At 63.3% G+C, this 16,306-nt stretch carries 13 protein-coding genes; 1 reads left to right on the forward strand and 12 read right to left on the reverse strand.

Going from position 1 to position 16,306, the window contains the following annotated elements; translation table 11 throughout:
* Window positions 1–39 precede the first annotated feature (39 nt).
* From BLT98_RS07725 to BLT98_RS07775, 11 genes are all read right to left on the reverse strand, one after another.
* Window positions 40–2,520, reverse strand: coding sequence for a tetratricopeptide repeat protein (locus BLT98_RS07725; RefSeq protein ID WP_092606290.1), 2,481 nt, complete (start codon window positions 2,518–2,520; stop codon window positions 40–42).
* Between the two features lie 19 nt (window positions 2,521–2,539).
* Entirely contained in the window at window positions 2,540–3,145 is a 606-nt protein-coding gene (locus BLT98_RS07730) for a toll/interleukin-1 receptor domain-containing protein (protein ID WP_034752049.1), read from the reverse strand.
* 294 nt (window positions 3,146–3,439) lie between these two features.
* Window positions 3,440–5,386: a DNA repair helicase YoaA gene (locus BLT98_RS07735; protein WP_230522201.1), complete on the reverse strand. Its 1,947-nt coding sequence runs from the start codon at window positions 5,384–5,386 to the stop codon at window positions 3,440–3,442.
* 151 nt (window positions 5,387–5,537) lie between these two features.
* Window positions 5,538–5,738, reverse strand: a complete 201-nt coding sequence (locus BLT98_RS07740) for a YdcH family protein (protein ID WP_034752051.1) — start codon at window positions 5,736–5,738, stop codon at window positions 5,538–5,540.
* Between the two features lie 139 nt (window positions 5,739–5,877).
* Window positions 5,878–6,597: a hypothetical protein gene (locus BLT98_RS07745; protein WP_225317386.1), complete on the reverse strand. Its 720-nt coding sequence runs from the start codon at window positions 6,595–6,597 to the stop codon at window positions 5,878–5,880.
* A gap of 19 nt (window positions 6,598–6,616) precedes the next feature.
* A complete protein-coding gene (gene zapE, locus BLT98_RS07750; protein ID WP_034789077.1) occupies window positions 6,617–7,714 on the reverse strand; it encodes a cell division protein ZapE in 1,098 nt (365 codons plus the stop codon).
* 70 nt (window positions 7,715–7,784) lie between these two features.
* A complete protein-coding gene (gene lpdA, locus BLT98_RS07755; protein ID WP_092606292.1) occupies window positions 7,785–9,215 on the reverse strand; it encodes a dihydrolipoyl dehydrogenase in 1,431 nt (476 codons plus the stop codon).
* Entirely contained in the window at window positions 9,205–9,594 is a 390-nt protein-coding gene (locus BLT98_RS07760) for a PspC domain-containing protein (RefSeq protein ID WP_070282087.1), read from the reverse strand. The genes lpdA and BLT98_RS07760 overlap by 11 nt, the downstream gene beginning before the upstream one ends.
* A gap of 94 nt (window positions 9,595–9,688) precedes the next feature.
* Window positions 9,689–10,945: a 2-oxoglutarate dehydrogenase complex dihydrolipoyllysine-residue succinyltransferase gene (odhB, locus tag BLT98_RS07765; protein ID WP_034789085.1), complete on the reverse strand. Its 1,257-nt coding sequence runs from the start codon at window positions 10,943–10,945 to the stop codon at window positions 9,689–9,691.
* A gap of 117 nt (window positions 10,946–11,062) precedes the next feature.
* Complete coding sequence (locus BLT98_RS07770) at window positions 11,063–13,915, reverse strand: 2-oxoglutarate dehydrogenase E1 component (RefSeq protein WP_034789088.1); 2,853 nt, start codon at window positions 13,913–13,915, stop codon at window positions 11,063–11,065.
* 257 nt (window positions 13,916–14,172) lie between these two features.
* The gene (locus tag BLT98_RS07775; RefSeq protein WP_034789090.1) at window positions 14,173–15,147 is read right to left on the reverse strand and encodes a LysR family transcriptional regulator; all 975 of its coding nucleotides are present in this window, start codon (window positions 15,145–15,147) and stop codon (window positions 14,173–14,175) included.
* Between the two features lie 116 nt (window positions 15,148–15,263).
* Here BLT98_RS07775 and BLT98_RS07780 point away from each other — a divergent pair, with 116 nt between their 5' ends.
* Window positions 15,264–15,719, forward strand: coding sequence for an MBL fold metallo-hydrolase (locus tag BLT98_RS07780; RefSeq protein WP_092606294.1), 456 nt, complete (start codon window positions 15,264–15,266; stop codon window positions 15,717–15,719).
* Between the two features lie 17 nt (window positions 15,720–15,736).
* On the opposite strand, the gene BLT98_RS07785 is transcribed toward BLT98_RS07780, so the two are convergent.
* Window positions 15,737–16,279, reverse strand: coding sequence for an NAD(P)H-dependent oxidoreductase (locus BLT98_RS07785; RefSeq protein WP_092606296.1), 543 nt, complete (start codon window positions 16,277–16,279; stop codon window positions 15,737–15,739).
* Between the last annotated feature and the right edge of the window lie 27 nt (window positions 16,280–16,306).

Consider the following 16,306-nt stretch of genomic DNA (forward strand, 5'->3'; position numbering starts at 1 on the left):
AGCATTATTTGTGCTGCCGCGCGGACATGGCGCGCCGCATCAGCGCTGCTCGATGCGCGCTTCCGACAACGCCCCTTCCAGCGCCTGCACTTCATCCTCCTGCAAGGCCAGCAAGGCATTCAGGTCGCCTTGCAATTTGTACATTCTTTTCAGCTGCGCCATGCCGCGCCTGCGCAGCTTGCCCGGTACGCCCGGGCGCAGCAGGCAGGACTTCAGATGTTCGGCCAGTTCGCCCGCCTGCGCATACTGTTCGCGTTCTATCATGCCTTGCAACATCGAGATCATGCTGGCCAGGGTATCCGGCTCGGCCCCTTCGTGCCCGTTGGCGCGGCCGGCCAGGATGGTTTCCTGCAAATGCCGCGCGCCGTCCAGCACGCTGTCCGCATGCCCCGTGACGGGCGCGTTCAAGAGCCGGTCGCTGCCGCTGAGCACGGCGTCTTCCAGCAGGCGCGCGGCCGCGCTGTCACCCTGCTGCTGCAGGGTGCCGGCCAATTGCGTCTTGCTGTGCAAGGTATCGAGGTGGTCTTCGCCCAGCAGGCGCGCATGCACTTCCAGCACCTGCTCCTGCACGCTGCGCGCCGCATCGAGTTCACCGCGCCGCAGCAGCGCCTCGGCCAGCTTGCGCTGGCTCATCAGGGTTTCCGGATGGTCGAGCCCGCGCGTGCGCTCGCGCGCCGCCACCTGGTCTTCATGCAACTGGCGCGCGCCGGCCCAGTCACCCTGCCCGGCCACGATATCGGCCAGCAAATCGCGCGTGGCCAGGGTCGCCGCATGGTCGCTGCCCAGGCGCCGCTCCTGCGCCTGCAGCACGGCAGCGAACAGGCGCCGCGCCCCTTCCAGGTCGCCTTCGCGCCCCAAGGCCTGCGCCAGGGCCAGCTTGCTGCGCAAGGTATCGCCATGCTCGGCGCCAAACAGGCGCTCGCGCGCCGCCACCACCGTGGACAGCACTTGCTGCGCCTGCGCCAGCCGGCCCATGCGCAGCAAGGTGGCGGCGCGGCCATCCATCGCTTCCAGGGTCAGCGGATGCTCGCCGCCCAGCTGGCGCGCATGGCTTGCCAGCACTGCATCCTGCAGCAGCAGCGCCGCCGCCAGCTCCCCCTGCAGCAACAGGGTTTTCGCCAGGCAGGCGCGGGCAGCCAAGGTGTCGGGATGCTCGCTGCCCAGCACGCGCTCGCGCACATCGAGCACGTCCTCTTCCAGGAAGCGGGCTTCATCGAGCTTGCCCAGCTGGCGCAGCAGGCGCGCCATGCCGCTCTTGCACGCCAGGCTGTCGGGATGCTCCTCGCCCAGCAGGCGCACGCGGATCTCGACGCTCTGGCGGAAGGCGTCGAGCGCCTGCCCGCTGCGTCCATCCTTGCGGTACAGCTCGCCCAGACGGGCCAGGTCGCGCGCCAGCGGCAGGGCCACGGCGCGGCCCGGTTCGGCCAGCAAGGCCTGGCGCGCTTCGCTGATGGCGCCCAGCAAGGCGATTTCACGGCTCGATTGCCAGGGGAAGTAGCCGCCCGTCAGCCAGTGCAAAAACGCTTCGAAGGTGCGCGTGAGGGAAAAGCGGTCGCCGCCCTGGTCGATGCGCACGGCCAGCTGCTCGCCGTAGGCAAAGGTTTTCGTCTGCTGCAGCTGGACTTCGTCGAAATAGCTGTCGAGGGCGATCTGCGGCAAGCCGTAGGAAGCGCGCAGCAGGCGCTCGAACATGGGCTGGAAGCCGGCGATGCCCTTGTGCGCGTCGCCGCGGCGCCACTCGGCGCGCTGCGCGCCATCGCCCATTTCTATGCGCGAGGGCAAGGGGTAGACGAGCAGCGGACGCTGTTCGTCTTCATGGCTGCGGCGGTACTCGATGGCCCGCGTGACGAGCGCATCGACGCCTTCCAGGCTTTGCCGGTTCGGCGTGAAGACCACCACGAGCTTTTTCGGCAGCAAGGTGGTGCAGATGCCGGCGCTGTCCGTGCGTCCCGTGCGCGAATCGACCAGCACATAGCGGAAATGCTGGGCCAGGGTATCGGCGAAGCAGCGGAACAGGGCCGGGCACGTGTCGAACAGCTGATCCCAGCGCATCTGCGCCAGGCGCTCGCTGTAGCTGGCGTCGAAGCGCCCCGCGCGCATCAGGTACAGCGGGCTGCCCTGGTCGACGCGCACCACGTACTGCTGCCAGTCGATGGCGTCGAGCACGCGCTGGGCCAGCGCCGCGTCCTCGCGCCCCCCATCTTCACGCCCCCTGGCCTGCCCGCCGGCGCGACCGCCCGCCGTTTCCAGGCTGATGCGCTCAAGCTGCTGGCGGCACGCTTCGAAGAACTCGAGCACGCCCGGCCGCTCCTCGTGCTGCTCGAAATAATGGTGCAGGCCCGGCGCTTCCATGTCCCAGTCCAGCATCAGCACGGGCACGCTGGCGTTCTCACGGCGCGCCAGCAGGACGGCGATGTTCGACAGGGCCATGGTGCGGCCGGTACCGCCCTTGTAGGAATAGAAGGTGACGACTTCGCCAGGGGCGCTCAAAGGCGGCAGGGAGAGGCGTTGGCATTCCATGACAGGACCTTTTACGTGATTAACGCGGAAAGTGGGGAGGTGGAATGGCGCGCCATTCCGGTGGAATATCGGGCAACACGAAACGGCTGCAATCGTGGCCGGGCGGTGTTGACCGCTTGAGCAAGTGGTAATGCGTGGCGATGCGCTGCACGATGCGTTCGATGTCGGGCAGGTATTGCGGATTCGATTTCAGGTCGCCGCTGGCCAGGGTGTAGCCGGAAAAATCGACGTACAGGCCCGACTCCGTGATTTGCGGCGGCAAGCCGTCCGGATGGCGCGTCATGATGATGGGGATGATCAAGTGGCTGGGCAGTTCATACCAGGCGCGCCGCTCCTGTTCGATCAGCTGCATGGCGGCAAATTCGCGCCGCGTATAGCCGTGCGCTTCATATTTGGGCGTGTACAGCACGATCATGCAGACGCTCTGGCACATGGCGCGCGCCACGCGCAGGTCGATATCGTCGCCGCCACCCAGCTGCTCGCTGTCGATGAACAGGACTTCCTCGCGGTCCAGGTGCGGCTCCAGATAGCACGCCAGCGCCTCGATGAGGTCATTCTTGAACTTGTTCATGAACGCATACTGGCCGTGCGCGTAGCTCAAGAAACAGCCGTAGCGGATCTCCATGGCATCCCCCTGTTCCCCGTGCGGCCTGCCATCGCCGCGCCTTGATCCTGCAAGGCATGAGCTCACTGTAGACCGCTCGGCAACAAGCCTGTTTGCGCTGGCACAAAGATGTGTCTGGCGTCCTGGACATGCAGAAAAAAGCCAGAAACTGGCATGATCGCGCCGATTTCTGGCATGCCAGGCGCGCAAGGCGGCGCCGCGCATAAAACGCTACTCGCTTGATAACAAAGGGAAATACGCCGGCGCGCGGACGGCGCCGGCAAGCAGAGCTTAAGCGAGGGCTTAAGCGAGGGCTTAAGCGCCCTTGGCGGGCAGGCTGCGGAAGAACTCCACCACTTCGGCGGTGTCGCGCGTGCGCTTGAACGGCGGCAGGCTTTGCCAGATGCGCTTGCCGTACGGCTTGGAAATGAGGCGCGGATCGCAGATCATCAGCACGCCACGGTCGCCCTCGTCGCGGATCAAACGGCCCGCGCCCTGCTTCAGGTTGATGATGGCCTCCGGCAGCGAGTGGTGCATGAATCCATTCTTGCCCTGTTTTTCCATCACTTCGATGCGCGCGGCCAGCACGGGATCGTCGGGCGGCGCGAACGGCAGCTTGTCGATGATCACCAGGGATAAGGCATCGCCGCGCACGTCGACGCCTTCCCAGAAGCTCTGGCTACCGATCAGCACGCCATTGCCGGCCGCGCGGAACTGGTCCAGCAATTCCGTGCGGCCCTTTTCTCCCTGTACGAACAGGGGGAAGTTCAGACCGCGCTGCTTGAATTCGTCGGCCAGGCGCTCGGCGGCCCGCTTGACGGCGCGCAAGGTGGTGCACAGGAAGAAGGTGCGCCCACCCGCCGCCTCGATGATGGGCAGCGCGCAGTCGATGACGGCATCCGTGTAGCCCAGCGAATTCGGTTGCGGCAGGTTTTGCGGCACGAACAGCAAGCCTTGCTGGCCATAGTCGAACGGACTCGGCCACGTGTGCGACGGTTCGCCCGTCAAACCCATCTGTTCGGAAAAATGCTTGAAATCGTTTTTCACGGCCAGGGTGGCGGACGTGAAAATCCAGCTGCGCGGCGTGCCTTCGCGCTGGTTATTGAAGATCGGCGCGATCGACAATGGCGTTTTATGCAACTGCAAGGAACTGGAAAACGCTTCCACCCAGAACACGGCTTCTTCGCCAGCCGCTACCTTGGCCTTCGGATCGAACTTCCAGCCGCTCAGCTGCTGCGCCAGTTCGACGCCGCGCACCCTGCACTGTTCCAGGGTTTCCGCCCGTTCCGCCTGGGTTTCCAGCACGGCCACCATGCCGTCAAGCTCATCCTTGAGGGTGTCGAGCGCGGGGAAGAAATCGCTCGACGGGGCGATCTGCGGCAGGGACAGGCGCACGATATCCTGCGGGAAGGTCAAACGCAGATCGCGCGCCGCCTTTTCCACCACCGTGACCGTCTTGGCCCAGTCGATGCCGCGCGCATGCGCCAACCCTTCGGCCAGCACGTCGCGGCACAGTTCCAGGATTTGCGAGGTCGATACCGTATTACCGAAGAACAAGGTTGCCGTATCGGGCAGCTGGTGCGCTTCATCGAAGATGATGGTGTTGGCCGATGGCAGCAATTCCGCCACGCCCGTGTCCTTCAGGGCCACGTCGGCAAAGAACAGGTGGTGGTTGACCACCACCACGTCGGCCTGCTGGGCTTCCTTGCGGGCCTTCATGACGAAACAATCCTGGTAATACTGGCACTCGGCGCCCATGCAGGTGTCGCGCGTGGACGTCACCAGGTTCCAGATCATGGCGTTTTCCGGCACCTTGGTCAGTTCCGCCTTGTCGCCCGAGCTGGTCATCTTGATGAAGCGCGAGATTTCGCGCAGATGGCCCACGTCGTCGCGCGACGTCATGCGGCCGTTTTGCAGGGTGCGTTCCAGGTGGTAATGGCAGACGTAGTTCGAGCGGCCTTTCAGCAAGGCGACGGAAACGGGGGCCTGCAGCGCGGCGCGCACGGTGGGTATATCGCGCAGGAATAATTGATCCTGCAAGTTCTTGGTACCGGTGGATACAATGGTCTTGCCGCCCCACATCAGGGCCGGCACCAGGTAGGCGAAGGTCTTGCCGGTGCCCGTGCCGGCCTCGGCGATCAGGGTCGTCTGGCTGTCGATGGCGCTGGCGATGGCTTTCGCCATCTCCGTTTGCGAACGGCGCGGCTTGTAGCTGCCCACCGCCGGACCGAGCGGGCCGCCGGCGCCAAACAGGCGCTCGATGTCGGCATCATGCTTGCCAGGCGCCGCCTGGGGTTCGGCTGGCAGACTGACTGGCAGATCGGCAGGCTGGCCATCTGGACTTGCGGGCAATAAATTGTGATCGGTCAAAATATACTTAGGTGAAGGCTGGACTGGACGCTACTGGCGCCCCTCAGGCGGGAACGTCGGGCACCAACTGCATTTTCAGCAAGGTGATGTGATCCTTCAATTGCAATTTGCGCTTTTTCAGGCGGCGCAGCTGCAGCTCGTCATGGTGGCCATCGAGTATCAGCAACTCGATGACGGCATCGAGGTCGCGGTGTTCCACGTTGAGTTCAATCAGGCGCCGCTCTATTTGCTGTGCATCGCTCATGTGTTGCGTTCCAGGCAGTGTTGGTAACAGTAATGGGAAACCGGCGCGCGCAGCGTACACAGGCAGCCATGGTGCGTAGTTTAACCTGCCGCGCGCGTTAGGGCACGCCATTTCCGGCATGCCCCCTGCGCGACAGGTCTTATTTGGCAGGCGGCACAGGCACAGCCACGGCCGGCGTGCTGGCAGCGGCGGCAGCCGCCTTCGCAGCCTTGGCCTGCGCTTCGGCCTGTCGCTCGGCCAGGCGTTGCGCCACGCGTTTCTGGCGTGCCACGGCATCCGCCTGTTTTTTCGCATACTGCGCTTCACGGGCCGCGCGGCGCGGCGCTTCGGCGGCATCGGCGGCAGCCTGTTTCGCCATCTTCGCCGCGTGCTCGGCTTCGCGTTCGGCCACGCTCTTGCCTTGCGCCTTCGGTGGCGCCGGCTCGGGTGCGACCACTTTCACGGGCTTGGGCACGGCCGCGGCGCGCTGCTCGGCATCGAGGCGCGCACTTTCCTGCGTCCGGGCCAGGTCGATATCGCGCAGGCGCACGGATTCGGCCCGCTTGAAGTAATTCGCTTCCGCGTCGACGGCACGCAGGCGCACGAGGATCAGGCGGCGCTTTTCCTTGGCCTGGTCCAGGCAGTTATTCACGAAAAACTTGTTGTAGCACTCGAGTTCGCGCGCGGCAAACTCATTTTCCGCCGCCTCGCGCTCGCTGGCCGACTGCTTCAGCTTGGCGTCCGCTTCTTCCACCGACAAGGTTGCGGGCACCTGCGGCGCGCCGACCTCATCCAATGCTGCGCTACCCTGATGCGCGCAGGCGGACAACGCCAAAGCAAGGCCCAGCGCCGCGCCCAGCTTGTATAGTGTATTTGCCATCATGTTCCTTATCCCTGCCTCAAACGATCGCGTCGGCCGCGCCGCGCTGTTCTTTTTCCATGTATTCGCGCGATTGCATCTCGATGATACGCGAAACGGTGCGGTGAAACTCATTGGCCAGCATGCCGTTCGTGTACAGCTCATCCGGCGGCACTTCGGCTGACATGATCAGCTTGACCTTCTGGTCATAAAACACGTCGATCAGCCAGGTAAAGCGGCGCGCTTCGGACGACTGCGCCGCCGACATGGCCGGTATGCCGGACAATATCACCGTATGGAAGCGGCTGGCGATTTCCAGGTAATCATTTTGCGAGCGGGGACCGCCGCACAGGGTGGCGAAATCGAACCAGATGATGCCGCCGGCGCGGCGCAGGCAATGGATTTCGCGGCTCTCGATGCGGATGCGCGCATCTTCGTCGGCCGTCTCGGCGATGCGCGTGTAAGCGTCGCGCAGGGCCTTGTCGGTATCCGCGCCGAGCGGCGTGTAGTAGCTTTCCACCTGTTCCAGCGCGCGGCCGCGGTAATCGACGCCGGCGTCCACGTTCATCACGTCGAGCTTGTCCTTGAGCAGCGCGATGGTCGGCAGCATGCGGTCGCGGTGCAGGCCGTCCGGATACAGCAGGTCCGGGTCGTAATTCGAGGTCATGATGAAGGACACGCCGTTGGCGAACAGGGCCGACAGCAGGTTGTACAGGATCATCGCGTCGGCGATGTCGGAGACGTGGAATTCATCGAAACAGATCAAACGGTATTTCTTGGCGATGCGCTTGGCCACCTCGTCGAGCGGGTCGGCCACGCCTTTCAATTCATCGAGCTGCTGGTGCACGCCGCGCATGAATTCGTGGAAGTGCAATCGCGTCTTGCGCACCAGGGGCACGACCGAGTAAAAACTGTCCATCAGGAACGATTTACCGCGCCCCACCCCACCCCACATATACACGCCTTTCGGCACGGCAGGACGGTTCAGCAGGCGCTTGAAGGTGCTCGAGCGCTGGCCCTTGTAGGCCACCCACTCGTCATAGCACAGCTGCAGGCGGTCGACCGCGCGCCGCTGGGCGGCATCGGCCTTGAAATCACGCTTCTGCAGCGCGTGCTGGTAAAACTCTTCTACGTTCATGGGATTCGCTTTAACGCACAAGGGCGCCGGCGGAAAAAATCCGCGAGCGCCCCTGTAGGACTAACTACAATTAAAAGTTCAACGTGCGCTTGTCAACCGCCAGTGCCGCTTCCTTGGTCGCTTCCGACAGGGATGGGTGAGCGTGGCAGATGCGCGCGATGTCTTCGGCCGAGGCCTTGAATTCCATCGCCACGACGGCTTCGGAAATCAGCTCGGACGCCATCGGGCCGACGATGTGCACGCCGAGGATTTCATCGGTGGTCGCATCGGCCAGGAATTTCACCATGCCCGAGGTGTCGCCCAGCGCGCGCGCACGGCCGTTGGCCATGAACGGGAAGGTGCCGGCCTTGTAGGCAATGCCTTCGGCCTTCAGGGTTTGCTCGGTCTTGCCGACCCACGCGATTTCCGGCGAGGTGTAGATCACCCAGGGAATCGTATTGAAGTTGGTGTGGCCATGCTGGCCGGCGATACGTTCGGCCACGGCAACGCCTTCTTCTTCCGCCTTGTGCGCCAGCATCGGGCCGCGCACGACGTCGCCCACTGCCCATACGTTCGGCAGGTTGGTCTTGCAGTCGCCGTCGACGGCGATGAAGCCGCGCTCGTCCAGCTGCAGGCCGACCTTGTCGGCACCCAGGCCATTCGTGTTCGGCGTGCGGCCGATCGAGATGATCAGTTTATCGAACACGGCTTTTTGCGCTTCGCCCTTGGCGTCCACGAATTCCACGGTGACGTCTTTCTTGCCCGGCGTGATCGCACCGATCTTGCAACCGAGGTTGATCTTCAAGCCTTGCTTGGTGAACAGCTTCGACGCTTCCTTGGCGATCTGCTCGTCCACGGCGCCCAGGAAGACCGGCAGGCCTTCCAGCACGGTGACGTCGGAACCCAGGCGGCGCCAGACGCTGCCCATTTCCAGGCCGATCACGCCGGCGCCGATGACGCCCAGCTTGGCTGGTACGGCGTCGATGGCCAGTGCGCCCGTGTTCGACAGGATCAGTTTCTCGTCGAATGGTGCGCCCGGCAGTTCGCGCGCGTTCGAACCCGTGGCGATGACCACGTGCTTGGCCGTCAGGGTTTCGTTGGCTTCGCCCGTCACGCTGATCTCGTACGTGCCAGCGGCGGCGGCAGCAAAAGCGGCGCGGCCGTGGAAGAAGGCGATCTTGTTCTTCTTGAACAGGTACAGGATGCCATCGTTGTTTTGCTTGACGACGGTGTCCTTGCGCTTGAGCATCTGGCCCAGGTTCAGCTTCAGGCCGGCGACATCGATGCCGTGCTCGGCGAAGCTGTGGCCCGCGTGTTCGAAATGCTCGGACGATTGCAGCAGCGCTTTCGACGGGATGCAGCCGACGTTGGTGCAGGTACCGCCAGGAGCGGCGCCGCCCTTGGCGTTCGACCATTCGTCGACGCAGGCGACGGAAAAGCCCAGCTGCGCTGCGCGGATGGCGGCGACGTAGCCGCCAGGGCCCGCACCGATGACAACTACGTCAAATTGTTTAGTACTCATGTTTTGTTATTCCAATCTCTTCGTCTGGTACGAAAATCCACAATAGAAGGTAAATCACCACGCCGAAGCCGAAGGTCAATGTAAACAGGACGAAGACGAGGCGCCAGATCCACGCTTCCATGCCGGAAGCGCGGCCCAGGCCGCCGCAGACGCCGCCAAGCCAGCGGTCGTTGCGCGAACGGCGCAGGCGGTTGAATTCCTGCACCAGGTCGTTCGCCGGGCCGGCCGCCGCATCGGCGCCGGCACCGGACGTGCTGTCCGGCTTGTCCAGGTTGATATTGCTCAGGAGCTTGGCTTTCGCTTGCGCGAATTCCGCGTCGCTCAGGGCGCCCGCCAGGTGCAACTCGTGCAGACGCTTGATTTCTTCAGAGACGTTCATGGGAATCCTCTTTCATTGAGATCAGCCAGCTGCGTCTTCTGGCAAGGGGTATCAGCTACATTGCCCCGGCGGCGACGCCGGGGGACTACGGTGCTTACAGGTCCAGCAGCAGGCGTGCAGGATCTTCCAGCGCTTCTTTCATCGCCACCAGGCCCAGGACGGCTTCGCGGCCGTCGATGATGCGGTGGTCGTAGGACATGGCCAGGTAGTTCATCGGACGTACCACGATCTGGCCGTTTTCCACGACAGCGCGGTCCTTGGTCGCATGCACGCCCAGGATGGCCGATTGTGGCGGGTTGATGATCGGGGTCGACAGCATGGAGCCGAAGGTGCCGCCGTTCGAGATCGAGAACGTGCCGCCCGTCAGGTCGTCCAGGGTCAGCTTGCCTTCCTTGGCTTTCGCGCCGAATTCACCGATTTTTTTCTCGATGTCGGCGATCGACAGCTGGTCCGCGTTGCGGATGATAGGCACGACCAGGCCGCGTGGCGAACCGACAGCGATACCGATGTCGAAGTAGCCGTGGTAGACGATGTCGTTGCCGTCAACGGAGGCATTGATGATCGGGTACTTTTTCAGGGCGGCGACGGCGGCCTTGACGAAGAAGGACATGAAGCCCAGCTTGACGCCGTGCTCTTTCTCGAACTTGTCCTTGTACTTGTTGCGCAGGTCGATGACCGGCTGCATGTTCACTTCATTGAACGTGGTCAGGATGGCGTTCGTCGATTGCGATTGCAGCAGGCGCTCGGCGATACGTGCGCGCAGGCGGCTCATCGGCACGCGCTCTTCAGGACGGTCGCCAAGGCTGGCGGCCGACGGCGTGGCAACTTGTTGCAGCGCTGGCTTGGCAGCGGCTGGCGCCAGTGGCGCGACAGCTGGCTTGGCGGAAGCGGCCAGGGCGTCGCCCTTGGTCACGCGGCCGTCTTTGCCGGAACCGGCGACGTCGCCAGCGGACAGGCCTTTTTCGGACAGTATCTTGGCAGCGGCAGGCATGGCGACATCGCCTTTGGTCGCAGCGGCTGGCGCCGTAGCGTTAGCGGTGTCTTGCGCTGCGGCAGCCAGGGCTGGCGCGGCAACGGCCGACACTTCCATCGGGCTGACCTTGGCCGAGCCGTCGGTGTCGATGATGGCGATGACTTCGCCGGCGACGACGGTAGCGCCGTTATCCTTGATGATCTGCACGATCACGCCAGCGGCAGGCGCCGGCAGTTCCAGCACCACTTTATCGGTTTCGATATCGATCATGTTTTCGTCGCGCGCAACTGGTTCGCCGACTTTCTTGTGCCATGCCAGCAGGGTCGCTTCTGCAACCGATTCCGACAACTGGGGAACTTTGACTTCGATTTGTGCCATGTAAAACTCCGTTTATTTTGTTATTGCGGCGCCGCCCCTGCTTAGCAAGGGCGGCGCTCCGTCACGATGTATGCGAACAGGCGCCATGCATGCGCATGGAACCCGCTATCCTGCCACTTACTTGGTCAGGATAAAACCCTTCAGCTTCGAGAATGCCGTTTCCAGCAGATCTTTTTGCTGGGCGTAGTGCTTGTCATAGTAACCGACAGCAGGCGACGCCGAAGCAGGACGGCCGGCGTAGGCCAGACGCTGACCCGATTCCAGGCCTTCGAAGATGTTGTGCTGGATCTGGAACCAGGCGCCCTGGTTTTGCGGCTCGTCCTGCGCCCAGACGACTTCGACCAGGTTCGGGAACTTCTTCAGTTCAGCAGCGAACGACTTGTGCGGGAACGGATACAGCTGTTCCAGGCGCACGATGGCCGTGTCGGTCTGGCCACGGGTCTTGCGTGCGTTGACCAGGTCGTAGTAGACCTTGCCCGAGCAGGCGACCACGCGCTTGACTTTCTTGGCGTCGATTTTGTCGTCGACTTCGCCGATGACGGTCTGGAAACCACCCTTGGCCAGGTCGGTCAGCGGCGAACCGGCATCCTTGTTGCGCAACAGCGACTTCGGCGTCAGGATGACCAGCGGCTTGCGGAACTGGCGCACCATCTGGCGGCGCAGCAAATGGAAGATCTGCGAAGCCGTCGTCGGCTGCACCACTTGCATGTTGTTGTCTGCGCACAGCTGCAGGAAGCGTTCCGGACGCGCGGACGAGTGCTCAGGACCCTGGCCTTCGTAACCGTGCGGCAGCATCATGACCAGGCCCGAAGCGCGGCCCCACTTCACTTCGCCGGAGCTGATGAATTGGTCGATCACCACTTGCGCGCCGTTGGCGAAGTCGCCGAACTGGGCTTCCCAGATCGTCAGGGTGTTCGGTTCAGCGGTCGAGTAGCCGTATTCGAAGGCCAGTACGGCTTCTTCGGACAGCACCGAGTCGATGACGGTGAACGGCGCCTGGTTGTCCGACACGTTTTGCAGCGGAATGTAGGTACCTGCATCCCAACGCTCGCGGTTCTGGTCATGCAAGACGGCGTGGCGGTGCACGAAGGTGCCGCGGCCGGCATCCTGGCCCGTCAGGCGGATGGCGTAGCCGGACGATACCAGCGATGCGTAGGCCAGGTGTTCGCCCATGCCCCAGTCCAGGTTCATTTCGCCACGGCCCATGGTGCCACGGTCGCCCAGCACTTTTTCCACCAGCGAGTGGACCTTGAAGTCTTCCGGCACGGTGGTGATGCGGGTGGCCAGGCGTTTCAGTTCCGTCATCGGCACGGCGGTATCGGCCGAATCGGTCCATTTCTTGTTCAGGAACGGCAGCCAGTCGACGGCGTACTTGTTCTTGAAGTTCGAGATGACCGGATCGACGGTATGCTTGCCGGCGTCCATGGCGTCGCGGAATGCGGCCACCATCTTGTCGCCGCCATCGGCAGGGATCACGCCTTGCGCTACCAGCTTGTCCGCGTACAGCTTGCGGGTGCCTGGATGCTGGCCGATCTTCTTGTACATCAGTGGCTGCGTCAGTGCCGGCGTATCCTGCTCGTTGTGGCCAAGCTTGCGGTAGCAGATGATGTCGAGGACGATGTCCTTCTTGAATTCCATGCGGTAGTCGAGCGCGATCTGCGTCGCCAGCACCACGGCTTCCGGATCATCGGCGTTGATGTGCAGGACCGGTGCTTCGATCATCTTGACGACGTCCGAGCAGTACAGGGTCGAGCGGGCATCGCGCGGATCCGAGGTGGTGAAACCGATCTGGTTGTTGATCACGATATGCACCGTGCCGCCCGTATGGTAGCCACGGGTTTGCGCCAGATTCAGCGTTTCCATGACCACGCCCTGGCCGGCGAAAGCTGCATCGCCGTGCACCAGGATAGGCAGCACTTGCGCGCCCTGCGCGTCGCCGCGGCGATCCATGCGGGCCTTGACGGAACCTTCGACCACAGGGTTGACGATTTCCAGGTGCGACGGGTTGAACGCCAGCGACAGGTGGACCGGGCCGCCCGCGGTGGAGATGTCCGACGAGAAGCCTTGATGGTACTTCACGTCGCCGGCAGGCAGGTCGTCGCCATGCTTGCCTTCGAATTCTTCGAACAGTTCCTGCGGCGCCTTGCCCAGGGTGTTCACCAGCACGTTCAGGCGGCCGCGGTGGGCCATGCCGATAACGATTTCCTGCACGCCTTTTTCGCCGGCGCGCTGGATGGTTTCATCCATCGAGGCGATGAAGGTTTCGCCGCCTTCCAGGGAGAAGCGCTTCTGGCCCACGTAGCGGGTGTGCAGATAGCGTTCCAGGCCTTCAGCCGCGGTCAGGCGGTCGAGGATGTGGATTTTTTTCTCTGGGGTGAAATTCGGGGTGGAGCGGATCGCTTCCAGTTTCTCTTGCAGCCAGCGCTTTTCGGCCGGGTCGGAGATGTACATGAATTCGGCGCCGATCGAACGCGTGTAGGTATCGCGCAGATAGTTCAGCAGATCGCGCAGGGTCGCGGTCTCGGGGCCAAAATAGGTATTGCTGATGTTGAACACGGTGTCCATGTCCGCGTCGGTGAAGCCGTAGAAGCTCGGTTCCAGTTCCGGGATCATCGGACGTTCCTGGCGTTGCAGCGGATCCAGGTTGGCCCAGTGCGAACCGAGGTAGCGGTAAGCGGCGATCAGCTGCGTGGCGGCGACGCGCTTGCGGCCCATTTCAGCATCGAAGGAAGCGGTCACTGTGCGGATAGGACCTGCTTTTGCGCGCTCGGCGAACGAGGCGACGACGGAGGCATGCGCCACGTCAGGCTTGTTGGTGCCATCGACGGCAGGCACGTGCTGCATTGCGTCGAAGTAGGAACGCCAGTTGTCGGGTACCGAGCCTGGATTGTTCAGATACGCCTCGTACAGGTCTTCCACGTACGGAGCATTCCCACCGAACAGGTAGGAGTTGGTCGTTAATTGCTGCATATATTGCTCACCTTTCTTCGCGCTTCGCGAGGAATTAGCGGGTTAATCTAACCTTCCGCGACACGGCCTGACCGGTTAGCGGATTGCACATCAAGTTGTGGGGAAGGGCTTTTTTATTGCACCAGCATTCTGCATACCGTCATTTAGAATAGCACGCGGTATTGTAACGCAACAACGCCTAGTTGAATTTTATTTGGCAAGCAAATGTAAGCTGTGTTGTTGATTTTCCCGGGCTTGCAAGCCTGTCACTGTTATGCTTACAACACATCGGCGGCCCTGCCGGCGTGCCGCTTGCGTCCAACTGGTCTGCCCGGCAACGGCGCCGCCGCGATGGCCGCCAGCCAATCGGGATCGCCGGCAAACCACTCCACCAGGAAGTCGAGCATGGTGCGCAGCAGGGGCGACATGTGCTGGCGCGAGGTGTAGACGCCGTAGATGCCCATGTCCTGCGGCTGGTACGCGGGCAAGAGCTCCACCAGCTGCCCGCTGGCGATCAGCGGCGTGGCCGAAAAGCGCGGCTGCATGGCGATGCCCGCCCCCGCCACCGTGGCCACCAGCAGGACCAGCGATTCATTCGCCGACAGGCGGCCGCTGACGGGGACAGTGAGCGCTTCCCCGTCATGCGTAAACTGCCACAGGCTCTTGCCGAAATACGTGTACGTCAGGCAGTTGTGCAGGGCCAGGTCTTGCGCCCGGCGCGGCGTGCCGTGCGCCGCCAGGTACGATGGTGCGGCGCACACCACCGAGGCGCAGCTGGCCAGCTGGCGCGCGATCAGGTTAGGCTCGAGCGCGTTGGTGATGCGGATCGCCAGGTCGATGCGCTGCTCCACCAGGTTGACGGCGCGGTTCTCCATCTGCAGGTCGACGGCGGCGCGCGGGTAGCGCCGCAGGTAAGCGGTTACTGCGCCAGCCAGCGCCGTCTGCGCCAGGGATTGCGAACAGGTGATGCGCAACAAGCCGTGCGGCGTATCGAGGCCCTCGGGCGAAGTGACGGCCATGGCGCCAGCCACTTCCAGCATCTGCCGGCAGCGCGCCAGGGTGGCATCGCCCGCATCCGTCAGGCTCAGCCGGCGCGTGGTGCGATGCAACAGCCGCGCGCCCGCCCATTGCTCCATTTCGGCCAAGTAGCGCGTCACCATGGCGCGCGACATGTCGAGCGCTTCGCTGGCGGCCACCATGCTGCCACGCTCGGCGATGGCGACGAATACTTGTGCGGCGGTGATGCGGTCCATGCGGTGCTCCCTTGATTCGTCCGATCCATGCAACTAAGTATTGCAATCTACCCTATTTCTCGCGCCTGGTCGAAAGGATAATATGCGACAAGAGCATCCAATGCAGAAAGAATAATATGTTTGCACGCGCCGCCCGCCCCTCCCGCACGCTGGAGACCTTCCGCCTGGATGTGCTGGGCCGCGCACCGTCCACTTCGCTGCTGCTGAGCGGCATGGCGGACGCCATCCTCGTCAACACCCAGTTCCTGCGCGGCGATGCGGCGCAGTTAGCGCACACCATCGCCGCCAGCGGCAAGCGCCTGACCACCATCTATATCAGCGCGGCCGAACCGCAAGCCTATTTCGGCCTGGGCGTGCTGCAGCAAGCCTTTCCGCAGGCCCGCATCCTCGCCAGCGGCGCCACGGTCGAGGCGATTCGCCGCCAGGCCGGCGCCAGGGTCGCCCACTGGGGCGGCATCCTCAAGCACAATACCCCGCACCGCATCGTCATGCCCCAGCCCTATGAAGGCGACAGCCTGCAACTGGAAGGCCGGCACGTCGCCCTGCGCCAGCTAGAAGCGGCCTTCAACTGACACGATGCAAGCCTGCCCTACAACGCACCCAGGAAGCGCTCGTATTCTTGCGCGCTGCGCGCCAGCCGCTCGGCATAGCCCGTTTCCTTCGGCCCGTCTTCCGCCCCATAGAAGGCAAAGAAGCGGCGGTTGTCGGCGCCGATATACGCCAGGGTGACATCGAACGGCGCCAGCAGCTGCGCCAGGGTGACGTTCCACCTGCCTTCCGGCGTGAAATCCTCCTCGCGGATGCCTGCCGTGACGGCCAGCGCCACTTTACGGCCCCTGAAGGCATCGCCGCCCATGCCGTAAGCCCAGCCATATGCCAGCACCTCGTCGAGCCACCGCTTCAGCAAGGGCGGGCAGTTGAACCAGTACATGGGGAATTGCAGGACCACATTGGCGTGCGCCTCCACCAGCGCCTGCTCGCGCGCCACATCGATGTTTCCATCCGGATAAGCCTGCTGTACGTCGTGGATGGTGTAGCGGTCCGGATACTGCGCCAGTTCCTGCAGCCAGCGCTTGTTGGCGACCGACGTGTCGATGGCGGGATGGAAGACGATAACGAGGGTTTTCATCATGCTGCTTTCCTGAAAATGGGATGGACG

Source organism: Janthinobacterium sp. YR213 (assembly GCF_900099875.1).
In the GTDB taxonomy this organism is placed as follows: domain Bacteria; phylum Pseudomonadota; class Gammaproteobacteria; order Burkholderiales; family Burkholderiaceae_D; genus Janthinobacterium; species Janthinobacterium lividum.